A 21114-nucleotide genomic window follows, 5' to 3' on the forward strand; every position below is an offset into this window, starting at 1 on the left:
CAAGAATGAGGCCTCGCCATGCTGCGCTCGATGCTCAGTGCCTTGCCCCTGCTGCTGGCCGCCGCCACCGCGGTTGCCGTGGAAACACCGCCGGTGCGCCCCTCCGACTGGGGCCCGGACACCCCGCTGATGCAGGCGGTGCCGCCGCGCGTGCTGGACGCCAACGTCAGCGCCCGGCAGTCCGACAGCAACACCTCGCAACTGTGGATCAGCCACACCGACTTCCGCCTGCACGACGACATCGGCTTCTTCATCCGCAAGATGCTGATCCAGATGAGCCCGGTGGCGGGCGCCGGCACGCCGCTGATGCTCGACGACCCGAAGTCCATGGTCGCGCGCATCCAGGCCGGGGACATCTTCGTCGCTGACGCCACCCTCGCCAGCCTGCTCAACGAGGAGCTGCGCAACGCCAACGCGCCGGTGCGCAACCTCAAGCTCAGCACCCGCGCCGACGGCCAGGAAGTCCACGGCGAGCTGCTGCGCAAGGGCCGCTGGCGGCCGCTGCGGATGGTCACCGGGATCGAGCAGGCCGGGCCGCTGAAGGTGGCGCTGGTGCCGCAGCGAATCTTCGTCGACGGGGTGGACGTCACACCGTCGCTGACCGCTGCTTCCATCGAGATGTCCGAGGTGCTGCAACTGCACACCGCGCACATGCAGCTGATCGGCAACCGCATCCTGGTCGACCTCGACGGCCTGTTCCCACCGCCGCGCCTGGACTTCACCGTCAGCCACCTGAAGCTCGCCGACGGCGGCATGGACCTGCTGCTGGGCAGCGACCTGGCCGAGCTCAAGTGGCCACAGCTCAAGGCGCCGCAGAGCTACATGTTCATCGAGGGCGGCGACATCAAGATGGCGCGGACCATCCTGGTGAAGGCCTACGCGCTCTTCACCAGCCTCAGCCCGGACGCGCCACTGCTGTTCAACCTCTACGACTACCGCCGCCAGCTGCAGTACGGCGAAATCCGCCTGCGCGAAGACGGCATGGTGCACATCGCCGTCTCGCCGGTTAAGGCGCCGGCCCCGGAGGAGAAAGCCCTATGAGAACCCTCCTTGCTTCCCTTCTTTGCCTCACGCTGGCCGGCCAGGCCGCGGCCGAGAGCGCCATCGACAAGCAACAGCGCGAACTGGGCGTGCTGCGCCAGGGCTGGTTCCAGCAGACGCCGCCGGCGGCGGACTTCAAGGCCAGCCGGCCGGGCGGCCTGCGCGATTCCGGCCAGGACGGCGTGGGCATCCTGCTCAACAAAGTGGACATGTACTTCCAGGGCGACATCGGCTTCCACAGCCCGCTGCTCAAGGGCTGGCTGGTGCCGCTCAGGGCCGGCGAGCCGATCGACTTCGACCGCCCGCAGGACATGCGCATCAACGTTTCCGAGGGCGAGGTGATCCTCAGCCCCGAACAGCTCGGCAACCTGTTCAACCAGCACATCCTTGCCTACCCGGAAACCATGCTGCGCGACTTCAAGCTGAGCATCGAAGGCGACCGCCTGCTGGTCTCCGGCGAAGTGCAGCCGCTGGGCGTCGGCCCCTGGCTGCCGCTGCGGCTCTCCGGCACGGTGAAGCTCGACGGCGACAACCTCGACTACCAGCCCGACAGCGTGAAGGTGCTCGGCGTGCCCAGCTACGGCGCCATGAGCCTGGTAGGCCTGCGCCTGGATTCGCTGGTGACCCTGGAGCGACCCGGCGCGGTGCTGCAGGACAACGTGATGCACCTGAACTACCACCAGGTCTTCCCGCTGGTGGGCATCGACGGCCGCGTCGAGTCCACCTGGCTGGACGCCAAGGGCCTGCACCTGAAATTCGCGCCCAGAGACGGCGCCGCCTCGCTGGCCTTCGAGCCTCCGCGCCAGGCCGGGCAGTCCTACATCTGGCTGCAGTCGGGCGACCTGAAGATCTTCGAAATCCTCATCACCTACTCGCAGGTGCTGCTCAAGGCCGAGCGCCCGGACCAGACCCTGGCCTTCAACCTCAAGGACTATCGCAAGGTGCTGGCCACCGGCATCACCCAGGTCAACGAGGACGGCACCTTCTTCATGCGCGTTCCGCCACCCGCCGGCCCCGCCGACGGCGAGCGGCTGGTATCCTCTGGCAACGGGAGTTCCCGCTGATGTTCACCACTGGAGTCGAGATGACCCAAGCACTGCCCCTGGCGATGATCGCCGCCCTTGCCGAGAACCGCGTGATCGGCGTCGACAACCGCCTGCCCTGGCACCTGCCGCAGGACCTCAAGCACTTCAAGGCCATGACCCTGGGCAAGCCGGTGATCATGGGCCGCAAGACCTGGGATTCGCTCGGCCGCCCACTGCCGGGCCGCCTGAACATCGTGGTCACCCGCCAGGCGGGCCTGACGCTCGAAGGCGCGGAAGTCTTCACCAGCCTCGACGCAGCCCTGGAGCGCGCCGAGCAATGGGCCAAGGAAGAGGAAGCCGACGAGCTGATGCTGATCGGCGGTGCGCAACTCTACGGTGAAGCCCTGGGCCGCGCCGAACGCCTCTACCTGACTCGCGTGGGCCTGAGCCCGGCGGGCGACGCGCACTTCCCCGAAGTGAACGAAAGCCAGTGGCACCTGGCGTCGAGCATCGAGCACGACGCGGAAGGCGAGACGCCGGCCTATGCGTTCGAGGTTTGGGAGCGGGCCTGATAGCCCTGCGTATCCGGAGCCCCTCACCCCAGCCCTCTCCCAGAGGGAGAGGGAGCCGTATGTGCCGAGATGAATCCTGCTCTCCCTGATCGACCGGCTGACGCCTGACTCCCAGAGCGCTCCGAACGGTCCCCTCTCCCTCAGGAGCGGGGCGCGCAGCCAGGGTTAGGGTGAGGGAACACCCAGCTCCGAATTACCAAAAGAAAACGCCGCCCCGATCACCCAGCGCGGCGTTTTTCATAGGGCGCTCTTTTGCGAAATCTCCGCTCACACTCCCAAGCCTTGACCCTGTAGCAACTACAGGCTGCCCAATGACTCCACCCCACGACGGGAAACTGGAGGTACATCATGGGTTGGCTCGAACGTTTGATGATGGGCGGTCACCACGGCCGCGGCGGTTATGGCGGGCACGGTGGCGGTTACGGCGCACCGGGCTATCCGCCGGCACCCGCACCACCACCGACAGCCAATGCGGCTCCCACCCAGCCCTGCCCGCAGTGCAGCGCGCAGAACCCGCAGGACAGTCGCTTCTGCAACAACTGCGGCGGGTCGCTACAGGCCACGCCATGCAAGGGCTGCGGCGCCGCTGTCGCGCCTCAGGCACGCTTCTGTGCGCAGTGCGGCCAGGAGCGCGGCAGCTGACGGGCCCGCGGCAAAACCTCGGGCCCTGGGCTCAGAAGGCGAAATGCTCCGCGTCCAGCGCCATCAGGCAATCCGCACCTCCCAGCAGCGCCTCGCGGTGCATGCTGGCGCGCGGCAGGATGCGCTTGACGTAGAACTCGGCGCTGGCGAGCTTGGCGCGGTAGAAGTCCGCATCGCCCTCGCCGGCCGCCAGCTTCGCCTGGGCCACGCCAGCGGCCTGCAGCCACAGGCCCGCCAGCAGCACATAGGAGCAGTACTGCAGGAAGTCCACCGAGGTGGCGCCGATTTCCTGCGGGTCGCGCTGGCAGGCGGCGATCACTTCGCTGGTGAGGCTGCGCCATTCCAGCAGGCGTTGGCGGACAGTTTCAGCCAAGCCGGCAAGCTCGGAGTGGGCACCTGCGGTCTCGCAGACCGCCGCCAGTTCGCCCATCAGCGCATTCAACTCCGTACCGCCGTCGCCCAGCAGCTTGCGACGGATCAGGTCGAGCGCCTGGATGCCGTTGGTGCCTTCGTAGATCTGAGTGATGCGGCTGTCGCGCATCAGCTGCTCCATGCCCCACTCGCGAATGTAGCCGTGACCGCCGTAGACCTGCACGCCGAGGCTGGAAACCTCCTGGCCGACGTCGGTGAAGAACGACTTCACGATGGGGATCAGCAATGCGGCGCGCTTGCCCGCGGCCTTGCGGCCGTCCGCCTCGGGATGGCCGTGCTCCAGGTCCAGCTCCCGTGCGCAGAGCGCCGACACCATCCGGCAGCCCTCGGTCAGGGTCTTCTGGGTCAGCAGCATGCGCCGCACGTCCGGGTGGACGATGATCGGGTCGGCGGCTTTCGACGGCTGGGCCGCGCCGGTCAGCGCGCGCGATTGCAGGCGCTCGCGGGCGTAGGCCAGCGCGCCCTGGCAGGAGCGCTCGGCGATACCCAGTCCCTGCAGGCCGACCTGGAAGCGCGCGTCGTTCATCATGGTGAACATGCAGGCCAGCCCCTGGTTGGCCTGGCCGATCAGCCAGCCGGTGGCGCCGTCGAAGTTCATCACGCAGGTGGACGCGCCCTTGATGCCCATCTTGTGCTCGATGGCACCGCAGCTCAGGGCGTTGCGCGCGCCCGGCGTGCCGTCGGGGTTGGCGATGAACTTGGGCACGAGGAACAGGCTGATGCCCTTCACCCCGGCCGGCGCATCCGGCAGGCGCGCCAGCACCAGGTGGACGATGTTCTCCGACAGGTCCTGTTCGCCGCCGCTGATGAAGATCTTGCTGCCGCTGACGCTGTAGGAGCCGTCAGCCTGCGGCTCGGCGCGGGTGCGCAGCAGCGCGAGGTCGGTACCGGCCTGCGGCTCGGTGAGGCACATGGTGCCGGTCCACACGCCACTGACCATCTTCGCCAGGTAGTCGCGCTGAAGCTCCGGCGCGCCGTGCTTGTACAGCGCCAGCACCGCGCCCTCGGTCAGCCCGGAATAGACGCGGAAGGACAGCGAGGCAGCCATCAGCATCTCGTGGAAGCTGGCCGAAACCATCTGCGGGAAGCCCTGGCCGCCGAACTCGGTCGGCCCGGTCATGCTCGCCCAGCCGTTGTCGCAGTACTGCTTGTACGCCTCGCGGAAACCGTCGGGGGTAGTGACTTCACCGTTCAGCAGGGTCGCGCCCTGCTCGTCGCTGTTGCGGTTCAACGGTGCAACCACCTCGCCGGTGTAACGCGCACCTTCTTCCAGCACGCCGTCGATCAGCTCGCGGTCGAGGCCGTTGCCCAGCAGCTCGCAGTGCGCGCTGACGTCGAACAGTTCGTGGAGGACGAAGCGCATGTCGCGCAAGGGTGCCTGGTAACTCATGTTCAATGCTCCTGTTTGACGTCGGCGAAGCGGCCATTGGCGGCGGCCAGGCGCTCGATCAGCGCGGCCGGCTGCCAGTGCGCGCCGTGCTCGCCAGCCAGGTCGCGCAGGCGCGCCAGCACGCTCTGCAGGCCCTGGGCATCGGCCCAGGCCATTGGGCCGGACTTGTCCTTGGGGAAGCCATAACCATTGAGGTAAACGGTGTCGATGTCGGCGCTGGTGGAGGCGATGCCTTCGTCGAGGATCTTCGCGCCTTCGTTGACCAGGGCCAGCAGGCAGCGCTCGAGGATTTCCTCGGCACCGATATCGCGGCGGGCGTAGCCCAGGCGCTCGGATTCGCGCACCACCAGGGCGTCGACTTCCGGGTCATGCTCGGCCTGGCGGCTGCCCGGCTCGTAGTGATAGAAGCCGTTGCCGCTCTTCTGGCCGAAACGGCCCATCTCGCACAGGCGGTTATCCACCTGCACGGTCGGCGCGTCCTGGCCCTTGCCGGCCAACTCGCGGGCGCGCCATTCGAGGTCGATACCGACCACGTCGAACATGCGGAACGGCCCCATGGCGAAACCGAAGCTTTGGATCGCCGCGTCCACCTGGTGCGGCAGCGAGCCTTCGAGGATCAACCGGCGCGACTCCTGGACGTACTTCTCCAGCATGCGGTTGCCGATGAAGCCGTGGCAGTTGCCGGCCACCACGCTGACCTTGCCCATGCGCTCGCCCAGTTCCAGCGCGGCTTCGAGCACGGCGGGCGCGGTCTTCGCACCGCGCACGATCTCCAGCAGCTTCATGATGTGCGCCGGGCTGAAGAAGTGCAGGCCGAGCACCTGGGACGGCCGCGAGGTCACGGCGGCGATGGCGTCGACGTCCAGGTAGGACGTGTTGGATGCCAGGATCGCCGAGGGTTTCAGCGCCGCGTCCAGCTCGCGGAAGATCGACTGCTTGAGCTCCAGGTTCTCGTATACCGCCTCGATCACCAGGTCCACTTCGCGGATCGCCGCGTAGTTCGCCACCTGGGAGATACGCGCGCGGCGGCGCGCCGCCTCGGCCTCGTCGATGCGGCCCTGGCGGACGTTGTGGGCGTAGGTGTCGGCCACGGCGCCGAGGGCCTGGGTCAGCATCTGCGGGTTGTTGTCCAGCCACAGGACCTGCACGCCGGCGTTCGCCAGGCACATGGCAATGCCCCGGCCCATGGTGCCGGCGCCAATGACGGCGGCGCTGGCGATGCGGATGTTCTGGCTCATGTTGATCCTCTTGTCAGCCTGAAACGCTCGTTTGAAGACCACTCACCTTAGGGAAGGCGGTACTATTTTTGAAATTTTGAGTTGTGATAAGTGGCATTCAGCCGATGAATATGAATACGTTCGACCTCAACCTGCTGCGGGTGCTGGACGCGCTGCTGCGCGAGCGCAACGTCTCGCGCGCGGCGGAGCGCCTGTCGCTGAGCCAGCCGGCGGTGAGCAACGCGCTGAACCGCCTGCGCGAGCTGCTCGATGATCCGCTGCTGGTGCGTGTCGGCCGGGCGATGCAGCCGACGCCCCGGGCGCTGGAGCTGGAAGCGCCGATCCGCGATGCGCTGCAGCGCATCGGCCAGAGCCTGGCCGGCGGCGACAGCTTCGACCCAGCGCGCAGCCGCCAGCGCTTCACCCTGGCACTGACCGACTATGTGGAAGCATTGTGCATGCCACACCTGCTCGAAAGTCTGGGCAGTACGGCGCCGGGCATGGGCCTGGCCATCCAGCACCTGACACCAACGCTACCGGCCGAGGCGCTGGACAAGGGCAATCTCGATCTCGTGCTGGGCCGCTTCGAAGACTTGCCAGCGCGCTTCCAGCGCCGCCCTTGGGTGAGCGAGACGCTGCGCCTGCTAGCCAGGCGCGGGCATTCGCAGGTGGATGGAGGGATCGATCTGGAGACGTTTCTCCAGCAAAGGCACCTGTGGGTTTCCGGCGGGCAGACCAAGGGCATGGTCGACCAGTGGCTGGCCAGCCAGGGACTCAAGCGGGAAATCGCCTACACCACGCCCAACTACCTGCAGGCGGCGCATCTGGTGGCAACCACGGATTTGCTGACGGTGCTGCCGACGCGGCTGGCGGCCTACTTCGCCGAGTTGCTGCCGTTGCAGGTGCTGGAGCTGCCGTTCGATGTGGGGCAGTTCCACCTGGAGCTGGTGTACCTCGCCCAGCGCGAGCGGGATGCGGCGTTGCAGTGGTTGGTCGAGCGGATCATCGAGGCGGCGCCGGATTGAGGGCGGGGCACGCAAATGTGAACCTTGCGCTCGAGGGCTACCCTCACCCCCGCCCTCTCCCAGAGGGAGAGGGAGCTGTCCGCACCGGCTGATGGCACGGTTACAGCCGGCACGCTCCAGTCCCCTCTCCCTCTGGGAGAGGGTTAGGGTGAGGGAAGACACAGGCTCGGAGGCGGGCGGTGTGCAGAAGAAAGCAGAAACGCGCCCGGAGGCGCGTTTCGTGGGGATCAGAAGCGATCGCGAACGATCGTCTCTTCCAGCGGCAGGCGACCAATGCGCGGCTTGGCTTCAACCGCCTGCTTGCCCACGGCGATCATCAGGCCGATGGCATGGTTGGCCGGCAGGTTGATCAGCTTGCCCACGGCGTCGAAATCGAAACCGACCATCGGCACGCTGTCCAGGCCACGACCACGGGCGGCGAGCATCAGGGTCTGGGCCACCAGGCCGCTGCTGCGCATGGCTTCGTCGCGCTGGGTCTGCGGTTTGCCTCTGTAGTAGCCGTCGATGGCGCCGACCATGTAGTTCTTCACTTCAACCGGGGCGCCGTCCCACACGCGTTCGGCATTCTTCTCCCAGCTGTCGACCTGCGCGCAGACGATCACCAGCATCGAAGCGTCGGTCATCTGCACCTGGTCCCAGCCGGCTTCGCGGATCTGCGCACGCAGCTGCGGGTCGCTGACTTCCACCAGGCGCACGTGCTGCAGGTTGAACGAGGTGGGCGCGAGCAGCGCCTGTTGCAGCAGGTCGTCCTTCTCCTCGCGGCTCATCACGTAGGAAGTGTCGAAACCACGGATGGAGCGGCGGCTGCGGATGGCGTCTTCGATCAGCATGGAAAATCCTCTGGCTGGCATGGGCGGGAATGGCGCGCATGGTAAGCCCAGAGGCAGCTCCGTGGCAGAACGGCATATCGATAATGTCTATCCGCTGCCTCGATAGAACGAAGCCCGCCAGGACCGGCGGGCTCCGAATGCCCATCAGCTCTCCAGCGCTTCCACCGGCGCGGCCGTGGCCTGGCGCTGCTTGGGCGAGGTGAAGCTCAGGTAGCCATCCTCGACCTTGCCGAAGCGCAGCAGGGCCAGGTCCAGCGCGTAGTTCTGGTAGAGCTTCCACGGCGTGCGGTCGCCCTGCTTGGGCATGCGGTCGGCAGCGCGCTGGATATAGCCGGAGTTGAGGTTGAGGAAGGGCTCTTCCTTCACCGATCCATCGGTCTGACGCGGCGTGCACTGGCGCATGCCGATAGCATCGAGGTGGTTGATCAGGCGGCAGAAGTACTCGCTGGACAGGTCCGCCTTGAGCGTCCAGCTGGCGTTGGTGTAGCCGACGATGGCCGCCAGGTTGGGCAGATCGCGCAGCATGATACCCCGATAGCCCATGCTCTGGGTGACGTCGAACGGCTTGCCGTCGATGGCCAGTTCCGCGCCGCCGAACATCACCAGGTCGAGCCCGGTGGCGGTGACGATCACGTCCGCTTCGAGCAGTTGCCCGGACTTGAGCAGGATGCCTTTCTCGGTGAAGCGCTCGATGTGCTCGGTCACCACCGAGGCTCGCCCCTGGCGCAGTGCCTTGAACAGGTCGCCGTCCGGCACGCAGCACACGCGCTCGTCCCACGGCTTGTAGCGCGGGCTGAAGTGACGCATGTCGAAATCCTTGCCCAGCTGCAGGTTGGCCAGCTTGAGCATCAGCTTGCGCACCGCGCCGGGGAACGCCTTGGAAGCCATGAAGAAGATCATCTGCATGGTCACGTTGCGCGCCCGCGCCTGGCGGTACACCCACTTCTCCGGCAGGAAGTTGCGCAGGAAGTTGGAGATCGGGTCCTTCGCCGGCAGGGTGATCACGTAGGACGGCGAGCGCTGCAGCATGGTGACATGGGCGGCCTTGTCGGTCAGCGAGGGGATCAGCGTGACGGCGGTGGCGCCGCTGCCGATCACCACGATGCGCTTGCCGCTGTAGTCGAAATTCTCCGGCCACAGCTGCGGGTGGATGACCTGCCCGCCAAAGCTTTCGCGGCCCGGGAAGTCCGGGGTGTAGCCGGCGTCGTAGCGGTAGTAGCCGGTGCACATGAAGAGGAATTGCGCACTCATGCGCACGGGCTCCTCTTCATCGCCGCGCTGCACGCTGAGGTTCCAGCGTGCGGTGTTGCTGTCCCAGTCGGCCTTGAGCACGCGGTGGCGGTAGCGCACCTTGTCCTCGACGCGGTACTCGCGGGCGGTTTCGCGGATGTAGTTGAGGATCGACGGGCCGTCGGCGATGGCCTTGGGATCGGTCCAGGGCTTGAAGTTGTAGCCCAGGGTGTACATGTCCGAGTCGGAGCGGATGCCAGGGTAGCGGAACAGGTCCCAGGTGCCGCCCATGGCCTCGCGGCCTTCGAGGATGGCGTAGGACTTGCCGGGGCATTGCTTCTGCAGGTGACAGGCGGCGCCGATGCCGGACAGGCCGGCGCCGATGATCAGTACATCCAGGTGCTCGACGGACATGCTTGGGGCTCCTCGGCCGTTGGGCAGGCAGTGCCTGGTGAGTCTAGGAGGAATTTCCTCCCCTCACCCTACAAGCAGCCCGGGCGGCATCACGCCGACCTTTAGTCGTGCGTGGCACCGCCGAATTCAGCCGTTCAGAGCTGCGCCTGTACCCAGTCGCGCACCTGGGCGTAGGGGTAGTCTTCCAGCGTGGCGTAGCCCGGCAATCCACGCGCGCGCATGCGGGTGAAGGCCGGCACGCTGATGCCACAGAGGAAGCGCGTGATGCAGTCGGCGCTGGGCGCGGTGCCTCGGGCACTGCGGTACTTCTCCAGGAAGGCGTCGCATCGGTTGTGCAGCGACTGGCCATCCAGAGCCGGCAGTGCAGGCGGTTCCGGCAGGCGGGCGACATGGCCGGCGCATACCGAACAGTGACCACACTGGCGCGGCGCCTGCTGGTCGCCGAAGTACCGGGCGAGGCGCCAGCTCAGGCATTCGGAGCTGCCCAGCAGATCGAGCATGGCGCCGATGCGGGCGATCTCGCTTTCCTCGTGGCGCTTGAAGTAGCCGTGCAGCTCCTCGCTCAACTGATCCACAGCGAAGGAGGCGTCGCGCACCGAGTAGACCTCCGTCATCTGCTTGCTCTCCAGCTCCACCCAGCCGCGCTCCTGGAAGTAATCCAGCGCCTTCACCACCCGTGAGCGCTCGGCGCCATGGCGGCTGTAGAGTGTGTCGAAGTCCAGGGTCGCCCAGGTTCGCGCGCGGGCCGAAGTGGTGAGGATGGCTTCGACGAACTGCCGCCGCTCGCCCTCAAAGTGGCTCAGCAGCGCGGAGGAATCGATCAGCAGCTTGTAGCGATATTCGGCGAAATAGGCGAAGCGTGGCGCGATGATGCCGCGTAGCTCCAGCTGCACCAGCAGCGTCTTGAGTGGCAGCTGGCGGATGTTCGACTGGTCCGACAACGGCACCAGCATGGTCTCCCACTGGCCATTCGGCGCCTGGCGGATGTCCTCCATTACGCTGCGGATGCCTTCACGCTCGGGTGTGTCGCCGTAGACGAAGTTCTCCAGCACGTTGAGGCTGTCGCGGTTGGCCAGCACCAGGCATTCCGAGCGCTGGCCGTCGCGCCCGGCGCGGCCGATTTCCTGGCTGTAGTTCTCCAGCGACTTGGGCAGGTCGTAGTGCACTACCTGGCGGATGTCGCTCTTGTCGATGCCCATGCCGAAGGCGATGGTGGCGACGATGCAGTTCAGCCGGCCCTCCATGAAGCGGCGCTGGATACTCTCGCGCTCCGGGTGTTCCATCCCGGCGTGGTAGGCACAGGCGGGAATACCGCGCTCGGCCAGATGCGCGGCGATCTCCTCGGCGGTCTTCTGCTGGGTGACGTAGACGATGGCCGGCCTGCCCGGACGCTCGCGCAGCCACTCCACCAGCCGGGCACGGCGAGCGGCGCTGGAGATCGGCTCTACCTGCAGGTCGAGGTTGGCTCGGTAGAAACCGGTGGTGACCACGTCGCTCTCGGCGATGGCGAACTTGCTGCGCATGTCGGCGATCACCGCGGGCGTCGCCGTGGCGGTGAGCAGCAGCACCTGGGGAATGCGGAACTGCTTCTGATAGTCCGGCAACTTCAGGTAGTCGGGGCGGAAGTTGTGGCCCCACTCCGAGATGCAGTGCGCCTCGTCCACCACCAACAGGGAAATCGGCACCTCGCTGATGAAGTGGCGGAAGCGCTCGTTCTTCAGGCGTTCGACCGAAATCATCAGCACCTTCAGCTCGCCGCTACGCGCGCGGGCCATGGTCTGCGCGGTCTGCTCGCGGCTCTGCGCCGAATCGATGCTCGCGGCGGCGATGCCGTGGCGGGCGAGGAAGGCGAGCTGGTCCTGCATCAACGCCAGCAGCGGCGAGACCACCAGCGTCAGGTGCGGCAGCAGTAGCGCAGGCAACTGGTAGCACAACGACTTGCCCGAGCCGGTAGGAAAGATCGCGGCAGCCGAGCGCCCGGCCAGCACTGCGCTGACCGCCGCCTCCTGGCCGGGGCGGAACTGGCGGAAACCGAAGACGCGTTCGAGGGTGTCGCGCATGTGGATAACTCCCTTGCCTGTCATGGACGATGACTTGAGCCTAAGGATGTCTGTTGTAGGAGCGAGCTTGCTCGCGAACAGCCAAACGCCGGTTGCCGAGGCCGAATCCATTCCTCATGGATAACGGCATTGCCCCACACCCTTGTTGGGCACAGGCTCGCTCGTACGCAGAGCACCAGGAGCATGACCGATCCCAGGCACCAATGAAAAAGCCGCCCGAAGGCGGCTCTTTCCAGAACAGGCTCGCTTACAGCTGCGGGCCGGCGTTCTTGATGGCGTCGCTCACGTCGAACTTCTTGAAGTTCTCGATGAACTTGCTGGCCAGGCCCTTGGCAGCTTCGTCGTAGGCAGCCTTGTCTTCCCAGGTGTTGCGCGGGTTGAGCAGGTTGGTCTCGACGCCCGGAACGACCTTCGGTACGTCCAGGTTGATGATGTCCAGGTGCTCGGTCTCGGCGCCGACCAGAGCGCCGCTCTGGATGGCGGCGATCACGCCACGGGTGGTCGGGATGTTGAAGCGCTTGCCGACGCCGTAGCCACCGCCGGTCCAGCCGGTGTTGACCAGGTAGACCTTGGAACCGAAGGCCTGGATGCGCTTGATCAGCAGCTCGGCGTAAACGCCAGCCGGACGCGGGAAGAACGGTGCGCCGAAGCAGGTGGAGAAGGTCGACTTGATGCCGCCGCCCGAACCCATTTCGGTGGAACCCACCAGCGCGGTGTAGCCGGACAGGAAGTGGTAGGCCGCCTGCTCGTTGTTCAGGATCGACACCGGCGGCAGAACGCCGGTCAGGTCGCAGGTCAGGAAGATCACGGCATTCGGCTCGCCGCCGAGGTTCTTCTCGGAACGCTTCTCGACGTTTTCCAGCGGGTAGGCCGCGCGGGAGTTCTGGGTCAGGCTGTCATCGGCGTAGTTCGGGGTGCGGTTTTCGTCGAGGACGACGTTTTCCAGCACGGCGCCGAACTTGATGGCTTTCCAGATGACCGGCTCGTTCTTCTCGGACAGGTCGATGCACTTGGCGTAGCAGCCGCCTTCGATGTTGAAGACAACGCCTTCGCCCCAGCCGTGCTCGTCGTCGCCGATCAGGTAGCGGCTTTCGTCGGCGGACAGGGTGGTCTTGCCGGTGCCGGACAGGCCGAAGAACAGGGTCACGTCGCCGGCTTCACCGATGTTGGCGGCGCAGTGCATCGGCAGCACGTCTTTTTCCGGCAGCAGGTAGTTCTGCACGCCGAACATGGCCTTCTTCATTTCACCGGCGTAGCGCATGCCGGCGATCAGCACTTTCTTCTGGGCGAAGTTGAGGATCACGCAGCCATCGGAGTTGGTGCCGTCACGCTCGGGCACGCACTCGAAGTTGGCGACGTTGAGCACCTGCCACTCTTCGCGGCCGGCCGGGTTGTACTGCTCGGGCTCAATGAACAGTGCGCGGCCGAACAGGTTCTGCCAGGCAGTGGCGGTGGTCATCTTGACGGCCAGGTAGTGATCCGCGGCGGAACCTACATGAACGTGGGAGACGAAGTGTTCCTGGGCGTTATTGAACGCCTGGACACGGTCCCACAGGGCATCGAACTTGTCGGCCGGGAACGGACGGTTGATGGCGCCCCATGCGATGGAATCCTTGCTGCCCGGCTCTTCGACGATGAAACGGTCGGCAGGCGAGCGGCCGGTGCGGTGGCCGGTTTTCACGACCAGCGAGCCGTTGTCGGCGAGTTCGCCTTCGCCGCGGCGAATGGCTTCTTCAACCAGTTGGGCAACGCTGATATCGGTGTAAACGGCTTTGTTGGCTTGCGTCATGTGGGTCCCCGTCGGCCGAAGCCGAGTCCTCCAAACATTGCGTAGTGACTTCTGATTCCCACTACCGCGGAAAAAAGTCGCGGGATTATGCCAGAAAAGAACTGTTCTCGTGCAGCCTCTGATCTGGCGAGAGCGCCATTGGTTCGGCTATCGGACAAATCGAAGCGGTCAATGGCGGGTTTCTGACGGCGTCTGGCTTCCGCCACCCGAGAACAGCTGGGCAACGTCGGAGCCGTCGAAACGGTAGCGCTGGTTGCAGAACTGGCAGTCGATGACGATTTCGCCGTCCTCTTCGGCCAGCAGACGCTCGGCGTCGTCCTGCCCAAGACTGACCAGCGCATTGGCCGAGCGTTCCCGGGAACAGCTGCAACGGAATACCAGCGGCTGCGGCTCGAACAGGCGCACGTCGTCTTCGTGGTACAGGCGATGCAGCACGGTGGGATTGTCCAGGCCCAGCAGTTCCTCGGCGGTGAGGGTATCGGCCAGGGTGGTGACGTGCTGCCAGCTGGCTTCCCGCGACTCGATGTCGCGCTGGCGGTCCGCTGGCAATTGCTGCAACAGCAGGCCGCGGGCGCGGCGGCTGTCGGCGTTGAGCCAGAAGCGGGTCGGCAACTGCTCGGAGGTGGCGAAGTAGGTCGACAGGCACTCGGCCAGGGTCGCGCCCTCCAGCGGCACGATGCCCTGGTAGCGTTTGCCGTTCTTCGGATCGACGGTGAGCGTCAGCACGCCATGGGGCATCAGCTCGGCAAGGCCGGCGGCGTCACCGATGGCCTCGGCGTCGTAGCGGGCCAGGCCACGCACTTCACGAGCACTGGAACACTCCACCATCAGCAGCGGAACGGCGCCGGCGGAGCGCGCCTGCAGCACCAGCAGACCGTCGAATTTGAGAGTGCCGCAAAGTAGCGCGGCCGCGGCTAGCATTTCTCCCAGCAGTTGGGCGACCGGCTGCGGATAGGGGTGCTTGGCCAACACTTCGGCATAACTGCGGTCGAGCTCCACCAGCTCACCGCGAACATCGGTGTTGTCGAACAGGAAACGCTGACTTTGATCGATCTGAGACATGCTGGGCACAACGCTGCGATAGGCACAAATAAATGACAAGTTGATGGCAAAGGCCTATAAAGCGCGCTTTGTCGTATCCGGCAACCCGGAACCGTTGTCAGAAGGGGGAATCGATTTTATGGACAAAACCACGCCGTTCCAAGCCACCTGGTCCTGGAAGCCCTTCATCGCCTGTCACCTGATGGCCCTCGCCCTGCTTCTGCTGTGGCTCTGGGAGCCTACTCGCAGTGCGATGGACCTGTTCGATTTCAGCCTGTTCAGCCTGCTCAACCAGCCGCTGGCGACCAACGAAGCCTGGCGCCTGACCTGGGCCGTGGCCAGCACCCGGCCGTTCGACCTGCTGGTCGGGGTGATCCTGCTGCTTCTGCTGATCCGTGGTGACTGGATCTTCAAGGCCAGCCAGGCCCGCGCCGCGACTTTCGGCTTTTTATGCGCAGCCGTGGTTCTGGTGGTGGTCCGCATCCTTTACGCGAAGATTGCCCACAAGCTGGGCTGGCAGCATGCAAGCATTTCCAGCATTGCGCCGGATGCCGTGCGCCTGGAGCACTTCTTCCCGCAGTGGGAAGACACGCCCTTCGAGGTGAAGGACGAGTCGGCCCGCAGTTTCCCTGGCGACCACGCCTCGGTGTTGCTGATCTGGGCGCTGTTCCTCACCCTGTTCGCCCGCACCGCCCTGCAATGGGTGGTGATCTGGGGCCTCGCGCTGCTGTTCATGCTGCCGCGCCTGGTAGCCGGCGCCCACTGGGGCCAGGATGACTACATCGGCGGCGTGCAGATGGCGCTGGTGGCCCTGGCCTGGAGCTGCTTCACGCCCTTCGCCGCCGTGGCCAGCGCCGCGCTGGTTCGCTGGACCGATCCGCTGTTCCGCCTGGCGGCGAAAATACCGCTGCTCAAGCGCCTGAGCGTCGTCGCGGCCTGAGGGCCGTTCACCCCCGGCGAGGCGCCTGCGGCCCTCGCCGGCTGCTCACTCCTGATCGCGGAAGCTGAACAGCTGGCGACGCTGCTTCTTGGTCGGCCGCCCGTCGGTCTGCACGCCCAGCGCGCCGGCCTTGCGCATGGCAGAAGCATCCTCGCGGCGCTTCACGCTGTCGGCGGTCTCTTCGTAGAGCAACTGCGCCTCAGGTGCGCCACGACGCACCATCGACAGCGCCTTCACCACGACCGTGCGCTCGTCGAAGCCGGTGCGGATCACGTATTCGTCGCCAACCTTGGGTTCCTTACCCGGCTTGCAGCGCTCGCCCCGGCAATGCACCTTGCCACCGTCGATGGCTTCCTTGGCCAGGGAGCGGGTCTTGTAGAAGCGCGCCGCCCACAGCCACTTGTCCAGGCGGACCTTGTCGTCGTCTTTCTCGCTCACGTCACAACCTCGTCATGCGGGCCTGCGAGTGTACCGTGCACCCCGCTGGCGGGGCACAACCGGCCTGACTAGAATGCCGGCAAACGCCGGGGACGCCTGCCTTGAAGACTTTCGACCAGCTGTCGGTAATTGGTCTGCGCGAATGGATCGCCCTGCCCGAACTGGGCATGGTGGGCCTGCGCGCGAAGATCGATACCGGCGCCAGCACCTCCACCCTGCATGCCAGTGACATCGTGCCGTTCCAGCGTGGCGGCCAGGACTGGGTACGCTTCATCGCCCACCTGGGTACCCAGGTGCAGCGCCGCCACCGCTGCGAAGCGCCGGTGGTGACGATGAAGACCATCAAGAGCTCCAACGGCCAGGCCCAGACCCGCTACGTGATCCGCACGTTGCTGGCCCTCGGCGATCGCGCCTGGTCAGTGGAATTCACCCTGGCGTGCCGCAAGACCATGCGCTACCGCGTGCTGCTAGGCTCCAAGGCGCTGGTTCAGGGCCAGCTCGTGGTCAACCCCGGCCTCACCTACGTACAAGACAAACCCCTCATCATGGTTCCCGCCACCCTTCCAGGTGATCAATGAAAATTGCTGTGCTGTCGCGCAATCCGCGTCTGTATTCCACCCGTCGGCTGGTGGAGGCCGGGCAGCAACGCGGCCACGAGATGGTGGTGATCGACACCCTCCGCGCCTACATGAACATCGCCAGCCACAAGCCGCAGATCCACTACCGCGGCAAGCCGCTGGAAGGTTTCGACGCGGTGATCCCGCGCATCGGCGCCTCGGTGACCTTCTATGGCTGCGCCGTGCTGCGCCAATTCGAGATGATGGGGGTATTCCCGCTCAACGAATCGGTGGCCATCGCCCGCTCCCGCGACAAGCTGCGCTCGCTGCAACTGCTGTCGCGCAAGGGCATCGGCCTGCCGGTGACGGGCTTCGCCCATTCCCCCGATGACGTACCGGACCTGATCGAGATGGTCGGCGGCGCGCCGCTGGTGATCAAGCTGCTGGAAGGCACCCAGGGCATCGGCGTGGTGCTCTGCGAGACGGAGAAGGCCGCCGAATCCGTGCTTGAGGCGTTCATGGGGCTCAAGCACAACATCATGGTGCAGGAGTACATCAAGGAAGCCGGTGGCGCCGATATCCGCTGCTTCGTGGTCGGCGACAAGGTGATCGCATCGATGAAGCGCCAGGCCGCAGCCGGCGAGTTCCGCTCCAACCTGCACCGCGGCGGCAGCGCCAGCCTGATCAAGATCACCCCCGAGGAGCGCATGACCGCCATCCGCGCCGCCAAGGTGATGGGCCTGCACGTCGCCGGCGTCGACATCCTGCGCTCCAACCATGGGCCGTTGGTGATGGAAGTGAACTCCTCGCCGGGCCTGGAGGGCATCGAGACCACCACCGGCAAGGACATCGCCGGGGTGATCATCGAGTACCTGGAGAAGAATGGCGGGCCGCACCTGGCGCGGACCAAGGGCAAGGGGTGAGCCGGGGCGCATGCGTCATCCCGGCGAACAACTGGCCAGGGATGGTCAGGCCGGGGATTCCGACGGGCACAATGTCTCGGCAGGGATGTCCACTCAGACGCCTCATAAAGCACCCCGACCCTCAAACTGAACCACTGCACGCCTTTGAATGCCCCTATGCCCAAATCACCGCGCTTCTCCGAACTCCAATGGTCGCCCATCGAACGCCGTGTCGCCCTGGTAGCGCCAGCCTCGGCCATCGCAGAAGAGGTGCTGGAAGCCACGCTGCGTCAACTTGAAGTGCTGGGCGTGGACTACCACCTGGGCACCCACGCCGACGCACGCTATCGCTACCTGGCCGGCACGCCTGAGCAACGCCTGGAAGACTTCCACACCGCCTTCGAGCTGGACGGCGTCAGCGCCGTCTGGTGCCTGCGTGGCGGCTACGGCTGTGGACAACTCATCCCGCAACTGGACTGGCAACGCCTCAAGGCAGCCTCACCGCGCCCGCTGATCGGCTTCTCGGACATCTCCATTTTGCTCAGCGCTTTCCACCGCCAGAGCCTGCCAGCGATCCACGGCATGGTCGCCACCGGGCTGGGCCTGCAACCGCTGAGCGCGCCCAGCGAGCAGCGTGAGCGCCTGGCTTCCCTGGCCTCGATCAGCCACGTACTGGCCGGCGGCCCCGGCAAGCTGGCGACACAGCATCTGGCGGGGCCGAAGACAGCGGTGGAAGGCGAATTGATCGGCGGCAACCTCACCGCACTGGCCTGCATGGCCGGCACCGCCGGTGCGCTGTATGTGCCTGATGGCGCGATCCTGATCCTCGAGGACGTCGGCGAGCCCTACTACCGAATCGAACGCAGCCTCTGGCAGCTGCTCAACAGCCTGAACGGCGCGCGCCTGGGCGCGATCTGCCTCGGCACCTTCACCGATTGCCCGCGCAAGGGCGTGGCCCACAGCCTGGAAGAAATCTTCGCCGAGTACGCTGCGCGGTTGGGCGCCCCGCTCTACCACGGCCTGCCCAGCGGCCACGGTGCGCACAACCGCGCCTGGCCCTACGGGCGCAGGGCGGTGCTGGAAGGAAAATCCCTGCGCTGGGATTAGAGTCTGTTTACGATCTCGCGAGCTAGAGCAGAACAAGGCGAGGACAGCTGAGAAAGCGGAGTTGACTGCAGTCAATGAGCACTTCTCGGCTGGCCTCAACACAGTTATGCCGACGCGCAGCAGATCGCAAGCAGGCTCTCAATGCGCGTCGCGCGGCAGCAGCAGGCCCAGCGGCAGGCAGACGCGCGCTTCCACGCCACCACCCTCGCGGTTGCGCAGCTCGATGCTGCCGCCGTGCTGTTCGGCGATACGCTTGACGATCGCCAGCCCCAGGCCGGTGCCCTTGCCGCCGCGCGCTTTGTCGCCACGGAAGAAGGGGTTGAAGATGTTGTCCAACTCCTGCGGATCGACGCCCGCGCCACGGTCCAGCACGCTGAGCACCACGTAGGGCGCACCGCCGCCACCGGCGACGTGGGCCGCCACTTCGACCTTGCCACCGCCGTGGTTGAGGCCGTTCTCGATCAGGTTGCCGAGCAGACGCTTGATCGATACGCGACGGAAGCGGAACAGCGGCAGCGTCTCCAGGCACAGGCGCACACGATTGCCGGTCTGGTTGAACGCGTCGGCCACTTCGCGGATCAGGTCGGCGAGGTCGCCCTCCTCCACCGGCTCGTCGCGGCCATCGCGGATGAAGGCGAGGAACTGGTCGAGGATGGCATCCATGTCCTCGATGTCACGCACCATGTCCTCGACCATCTCGCGGTCGCTTTCGGGCATCAGCTCCAGCGACAGGCGCAGACGCGTCAACGGCGTGCGCAAGTCGTGAGAGACGCCGGCCAACATCAGCTCGCGCTCACGCCCGGCCTGCTCGACATCGTCGGCCATCTGGTTGAAGGCGCGGTACACCTCGGCCATCTCGCTGGGTGTTTCCTGCCCCAGCGGCAGGCGCACGCTGCGCCCCTTGCCGAACTCGCGGGAGGCGAAGACCAGGCGCTTGAGCGGCTGGCTGAGCTGCCGCACGAAGATCCACGCCGCCGCGGTGGACAACAGGCCGATGCCGAGGAACCAGCCCAGCACGCTCCAGATCTGCTGGCCGCGCAGTGGGTGCGGGTAGAGCGGTACGCCGATCCAGCCATCGCCCAGGGTCGGCGCGCGCACCCAGAGCATCGACGGATGATGGATGCGCAGGCGCGTCTCGGTGTCGATGCCCAGCTCCATGCGCATCTGCCGCTGGAAGATTTCCGTGTACGGCCAGTGCACTTCCTCCGGCTGCCCCTGCTCGTGGGGTGCCCACTTCAGCCCGGCAGACTGGGCGATCGCTTCGCGCGATTTCTCGTCGGCCGCCCAGTAGGCGCGCACGGTCAGCGCTGCGCCGTGGCTGTACTGGCGGTCGACCAGCATGTCTTCGTTCATCAGCAGGTAGACCAGGGTCAGAGCCTTGGAGAACAGCACGACAATGAGCACCAGCCAGAGGGTGCGGGCGAAGAAGCTTTGCGGGAACCAGAGGGGTGTCTTCAAGAAGGCGTTACCAGGGAAACACAAACGGCCGGGGCGAAGGGCTTCGCCCCGGCGAGGTCGATCACTTGCGAGCGGCGCCGTCCGGTACGAATACGTAGCCCACGCCCCAGACGGTCTGGATGTAGCGCGGCTTCGACGGATCGGGCTCGATCAGCCGGCGCAGGCGGGAAATCTGCACGTCGATGGAGCGCTCCAGGGCATCCCACTCGCGGCCGCGGGCCAGGTTCATCAGCTTGTCGCGGGTCAGCGGCTCGCGGGCGTGCTGTACCAGGGCCTTGAGCACGGCGAACTCACCGGTGGTGAGCATGTGCACTTCCTCGCCCTTCTTCAGTTCGCGGGTCGCCAGGTGCAGTTCATAGTCGCCGAAGGTGACGATCTCGTCTTCGCCCGCCGGCGCGCCCGGTACCAGCGGCGCCTGGCGGCGCAGCACGGCCTTGATCCGCGCCAGCAATTCGCGCGGATTGAAGGGTTTGGCCAGGTAGTCGTCAGCGCCCTGTTCCAGGCCGGAGATGCGGCTGGATTCGTCGCCCTTGGCGGTGAGCATGATGATCGGGATCTGGTTGTTCGACTCGCGCAGGCGCTTGCACGCCGAGAGACCATCCTCGCCGGGCATCATCAGGTCGAGCACCACCAGCTGGAACAGTTCGCGGGCCAGCAGGCGGTCCATCTGCTCGGTGTTTTCGACGGCGCGGACGCGATAACCCTGCTCGTCGAGGAAGCGTTCGAGCAGACGGCGCAGGCGCGCGTCGTCATCGACCACGAGGATCTTTTCGCCTTCGGGCAGGGTGGCAGCGTTGCTCATGGAAACTCCCAGAATCTGATTCGGCGGGCATTATCGCCCAGCAGCCGCGCATCACGGCTTGTCCATTGTTAGCAGATTTTTCCCCGACCAGCCGCCCACCCGGTGAAATTGTCGTGGGTATAATGCGGCGCTTTTGCGGCGGGGCGTTGTCACAGAGCCTGTCGTGAGGCCGGAACTCCGGTCCTGACGTCCCGTAATTCGA

General features: G+C 65.9%; 19 protein-coding genes. 9 read left to right on the forward strand and 10 right to left on the reverse strand.

Annotated features, from left to right (window positions below):
* Positions 1 to 18 precede the first annotated feature (18 nt).
* The 4 genes from A9513_RS32855 (at position 19) to A9513_RS32870 (ending at position 3280) form a co-directional block, all read left to right on the forward strand.
* Positions 19 to 1041 (forward strand): hypothetical protein, encoded by a 1023-nt coding sequence (locus A9513_RS32855; RefSeq protein WP_065086530.1) that lies wholly within the window; start codon positions 19 to 21, stop codon positions 1039 to 1041.
* On the forward strand, positions 1038 to 2105 hold the full coding sequence (locus tag A9513_RS32860; RefSeq protein ID WP_065086531.1) for a hypothetical protein: 1068 nt from the start codon (positions 1038 to 1040) through the stop codon (positions 2103 to 2105). The genes A9513_RS32855 and A9513_RS32860 overlap by 4 nt, the downstream gene beginning before the upstream one ends.
* Before the next feature lie 20 nt (positions 2106 to 2125).
* A complete protein-coding gene (locus tag A9513_RS32865; protein ID WP_065086563.1) occupies positions 2126 to 2638 on the forward strand; it encodes a dihydrofolate reductase in 513 nt (170 codons plus the stop codon).
* Between the two features lie 348 nt (positions 2639 to 2986).
* Entirely contained in the window at positions 2987 to 3280 is a 294-nt protein-coding gene (locus A9513_RS32870; RefSeq protein ID WP_065327972.1) for a zinc ribbon domain-containing protein, read from the forward strand.
* Positions 3281 to 3311: 31 nt separating this feature from the next.
* On the opposite strand, the gene A9513_RS32875 is transcribed toward A9513_RS32870, so the two are convergent.
* Both A9513_RS32875 and A9513_RS32880 read right to left on the reverse strand, forming a co-directional pair.
* Positions 3312 to 5102, reverse strand: a complete 1791-nt coding sequence (locus A9513_RS32875; RefSeq protein WP_065086532.1) for an acyl-CoA dehydrogenase C-terminal domain-containing protein — start codon at positions 5100 to 5102, stop codon at positions 3312 to 3314.
* 2 nt (positions 5103 to 5104) lie between these two features.
* Positions 5105 to 6340, reverse strand: coding sequence for a 3-hydroxyacyl-CoA dehydrogenase (locus A9513_RS32880; RefSeq protein WP_065086533.1), 1236 nt, complete (start codon positions 6338 to 6340; stop codon positions 5105 to 5107).
* A 104-nt stretch (positions 6341 to 6444) separates the two neighbouring features.
* Between A9513_RS32880 and A9513_RS32885 the strand changes: the two genes are divergently transcribed.
* Positions 6445 to 7344 (forward strand): LysR family transcriptional regulator, encoded by a 900-nt coding sequence (locus A9513_RS32885; protein ID WP_024762196.1) that lies wholly within the window; start codon positions 6445 to 6447, stop codon positions 7342 to 7344.
* Positions 7345 to 7571: 227 nt separating this feature from the next.
* Here A9513_RS32885 and A9513_RS32890 read toward each other — a convergent pair whose 3' ends face one another.
* From A9513_RS32890 to hslO, 5 genes are all read right to left on the reverse strand, one after another.
* The gene (locus tag A9513_RS32890; protein WP_024762195.1) at positions 7572 to 8174 is read right to left on the reverse strand and encodes a nitroreductase family protein; all 603 of its coding nucleotides are present in this window, start codon (positions 8172 to 8174) and stop codon (positions 7572 to 7574) included.
* 144 nt (positions 8175 to 8318) lie between these two features.
* Positions 8319 to 9818: an NAD(P)/FAD-dependent oxidoreductase gene (locus A9513_RS32895; protein WP_024762194.1), complete on the reverse strand. Its 1500-nt coding sequence runs from the start codon at positions 9816 to 9818 to the stop codon at positions 8319 to 8321.
* 134 nt (positions 9819 to 9952) lie between these two features.
* Positions 9953 to 11878 carry an ATP-dependent DNA helicase RecQ gene (locus tag A9513_RS32900; RefSeq protein WP_065086534.1) on the reverse strand — a complete coding sequence of 642 codons (1926 nt, stop codon included), beginning with the start codon at positions 11876 to 11878 and terminating at the stop codon, positions 9953 to 9955.
* 247 nt (positions 11879 to 12125) lie between these two features.
* Positions 12126 to 13667: a phosphoenolpyruvate carboxykinase gene (locus A9513_RS32905; protein ID WP_024762192.1), complete on the reverse strand. Its 1542-nt coding sequence runs from the start codon at positions 13665 to 13667 to the stop codon at positions 12126 to 12128.
* A gap of 168 nt (positions 13668 to 13835) precedes the next feature.
* A complete protein-coding gene (hslO, locus tag A9513_RS32910) occupies positions 13836 to 14729 on the reverse strand; it encodes an Hsp33 family molecular chaperone HslO (protein WP_038803544.1) in 894 nt (297 codons plus the stop codon).
* A 118-nt stretch (positions 14730 to 14847) separates the two neighbouring features.
* Between hslO and A9513_RS32915 the strand changes: the two genes are divergently transcribed.
* Positions 14848 to 15648, forward strand: a complete 801-nt coding sequence (locus A9513_RS32915; RefSeq protein WP_024762191.1) for a phosphatase PAP2 family protein — start codon at positions 14848 to 14850, stop codon at positions 15646 to 15648.
* A 45-nt stretch (positions 15649 to 15693) separates the two neighbouring features.
* Here the strand turns inward: A9513_RS32915 and A9513_RS32920 are convergent, their stop codons facing one another.
* Entirely contained in the window at positions 15694 to 16086 is a 393-nt protein-coding gene (locus A9513_RS32920) for an RNA-binding S4 domain-containing protein (RefSeq protein WP_065086535.1), read from the reverse strand.
* A gap of 134 nt (positions 16087 to 16220) precedes the next feature.
* Here A9513_RS32920 and A9513_RS32925 point away from each other — a divergent pair, with 134 nt between their 5' ends.
* The 3 genes from A9513_RS32925 (at position 16221) to A9513_RS32935 (ending at position 18652) form a co-directional block, all read left to right on the forward strand.
* Positions 16221 to 16664 (forward strand): ATP-dependent zinc protease, encoded by a 444-nt coding sequence (locus tag A9513_RS32925; protein WP_255302917.1) that lies wholly within the window; start codon positions 16221 to 16223, stop codon positions 16662 to 16664.
* Positions 16661 to 17566, forward strand: coding sequence for a 30S ribosomal protein S6--L-glutamate ligase (gene rimK, locus A9513_RS32930; protein ID WP_038803545.1), 906 nt, complete (start codon positions 16661 to 16663; stop codon positions 17564 to 17566). Before A9513_RS32925 ends, rimK begins: the two co-directional genes overlap by 4 nt.
* 156 nt (positions 17567 to 17722) lie before the next feature.
* Positions 17723 to 18652: an LD-carboxypeptidase gene (locus tag A9513_RS32935; RefSeq protein ID WP_065086536.1), complete on the forward strand. Its 930-nt coding sequence runs from the start codon at positions 17723 to 17725 to the stop codon at positions 18650 to 18652.
* 138 nt (positions 18653 to 18790) lie between these two features.
* Here A9513_RS32935 and A9513_RS32940 read toward each other — a convergent pair whose 3' ends face one another.
* Together A9513_RS32940 and ompR are read right to left on the reverse strand one after the other, a co-directional pair.
* Positions 18791 to 20110 carry an ATP-binding protein gene (locus A9513_RS32940; protein WP_024762187.1) on the reverse strand — a complete coding sequence of 440 codons (1320 nt, stop codon included), beginning with the start codon at positions 20108 to 20110 and terminating at the stop codon, positions 18791 to 18793.
* A gap of 61 nt (positions 20111 to 20171) precedes the next feature.
* The gene (gene ompR, locus A9513_RS32945) at positions 20172 to 20912 is read right to left on the reverse strand and encodes a two-component system response regulator OmpR (RefSeq protein ID WP_024762186.1); all 741 of its coding nucleotides are present in this window, start codon (positions 20910 to 20912) and stop codon (positions 20172 to 20174) included.
* Positions 20913 to 21114: the final 202 nt, after the last annotated feature.

The organism is Pseudomonas sp. AU12215, from assembly GCF_001675465.2.
Classification (GTDB): Bacteria; Pseudomonadota; Gammaproteobacteria; order Pseudomonadales; family Pseudomonadaceae; genus Pseudomonas; species Pseudomonas nitroreducens.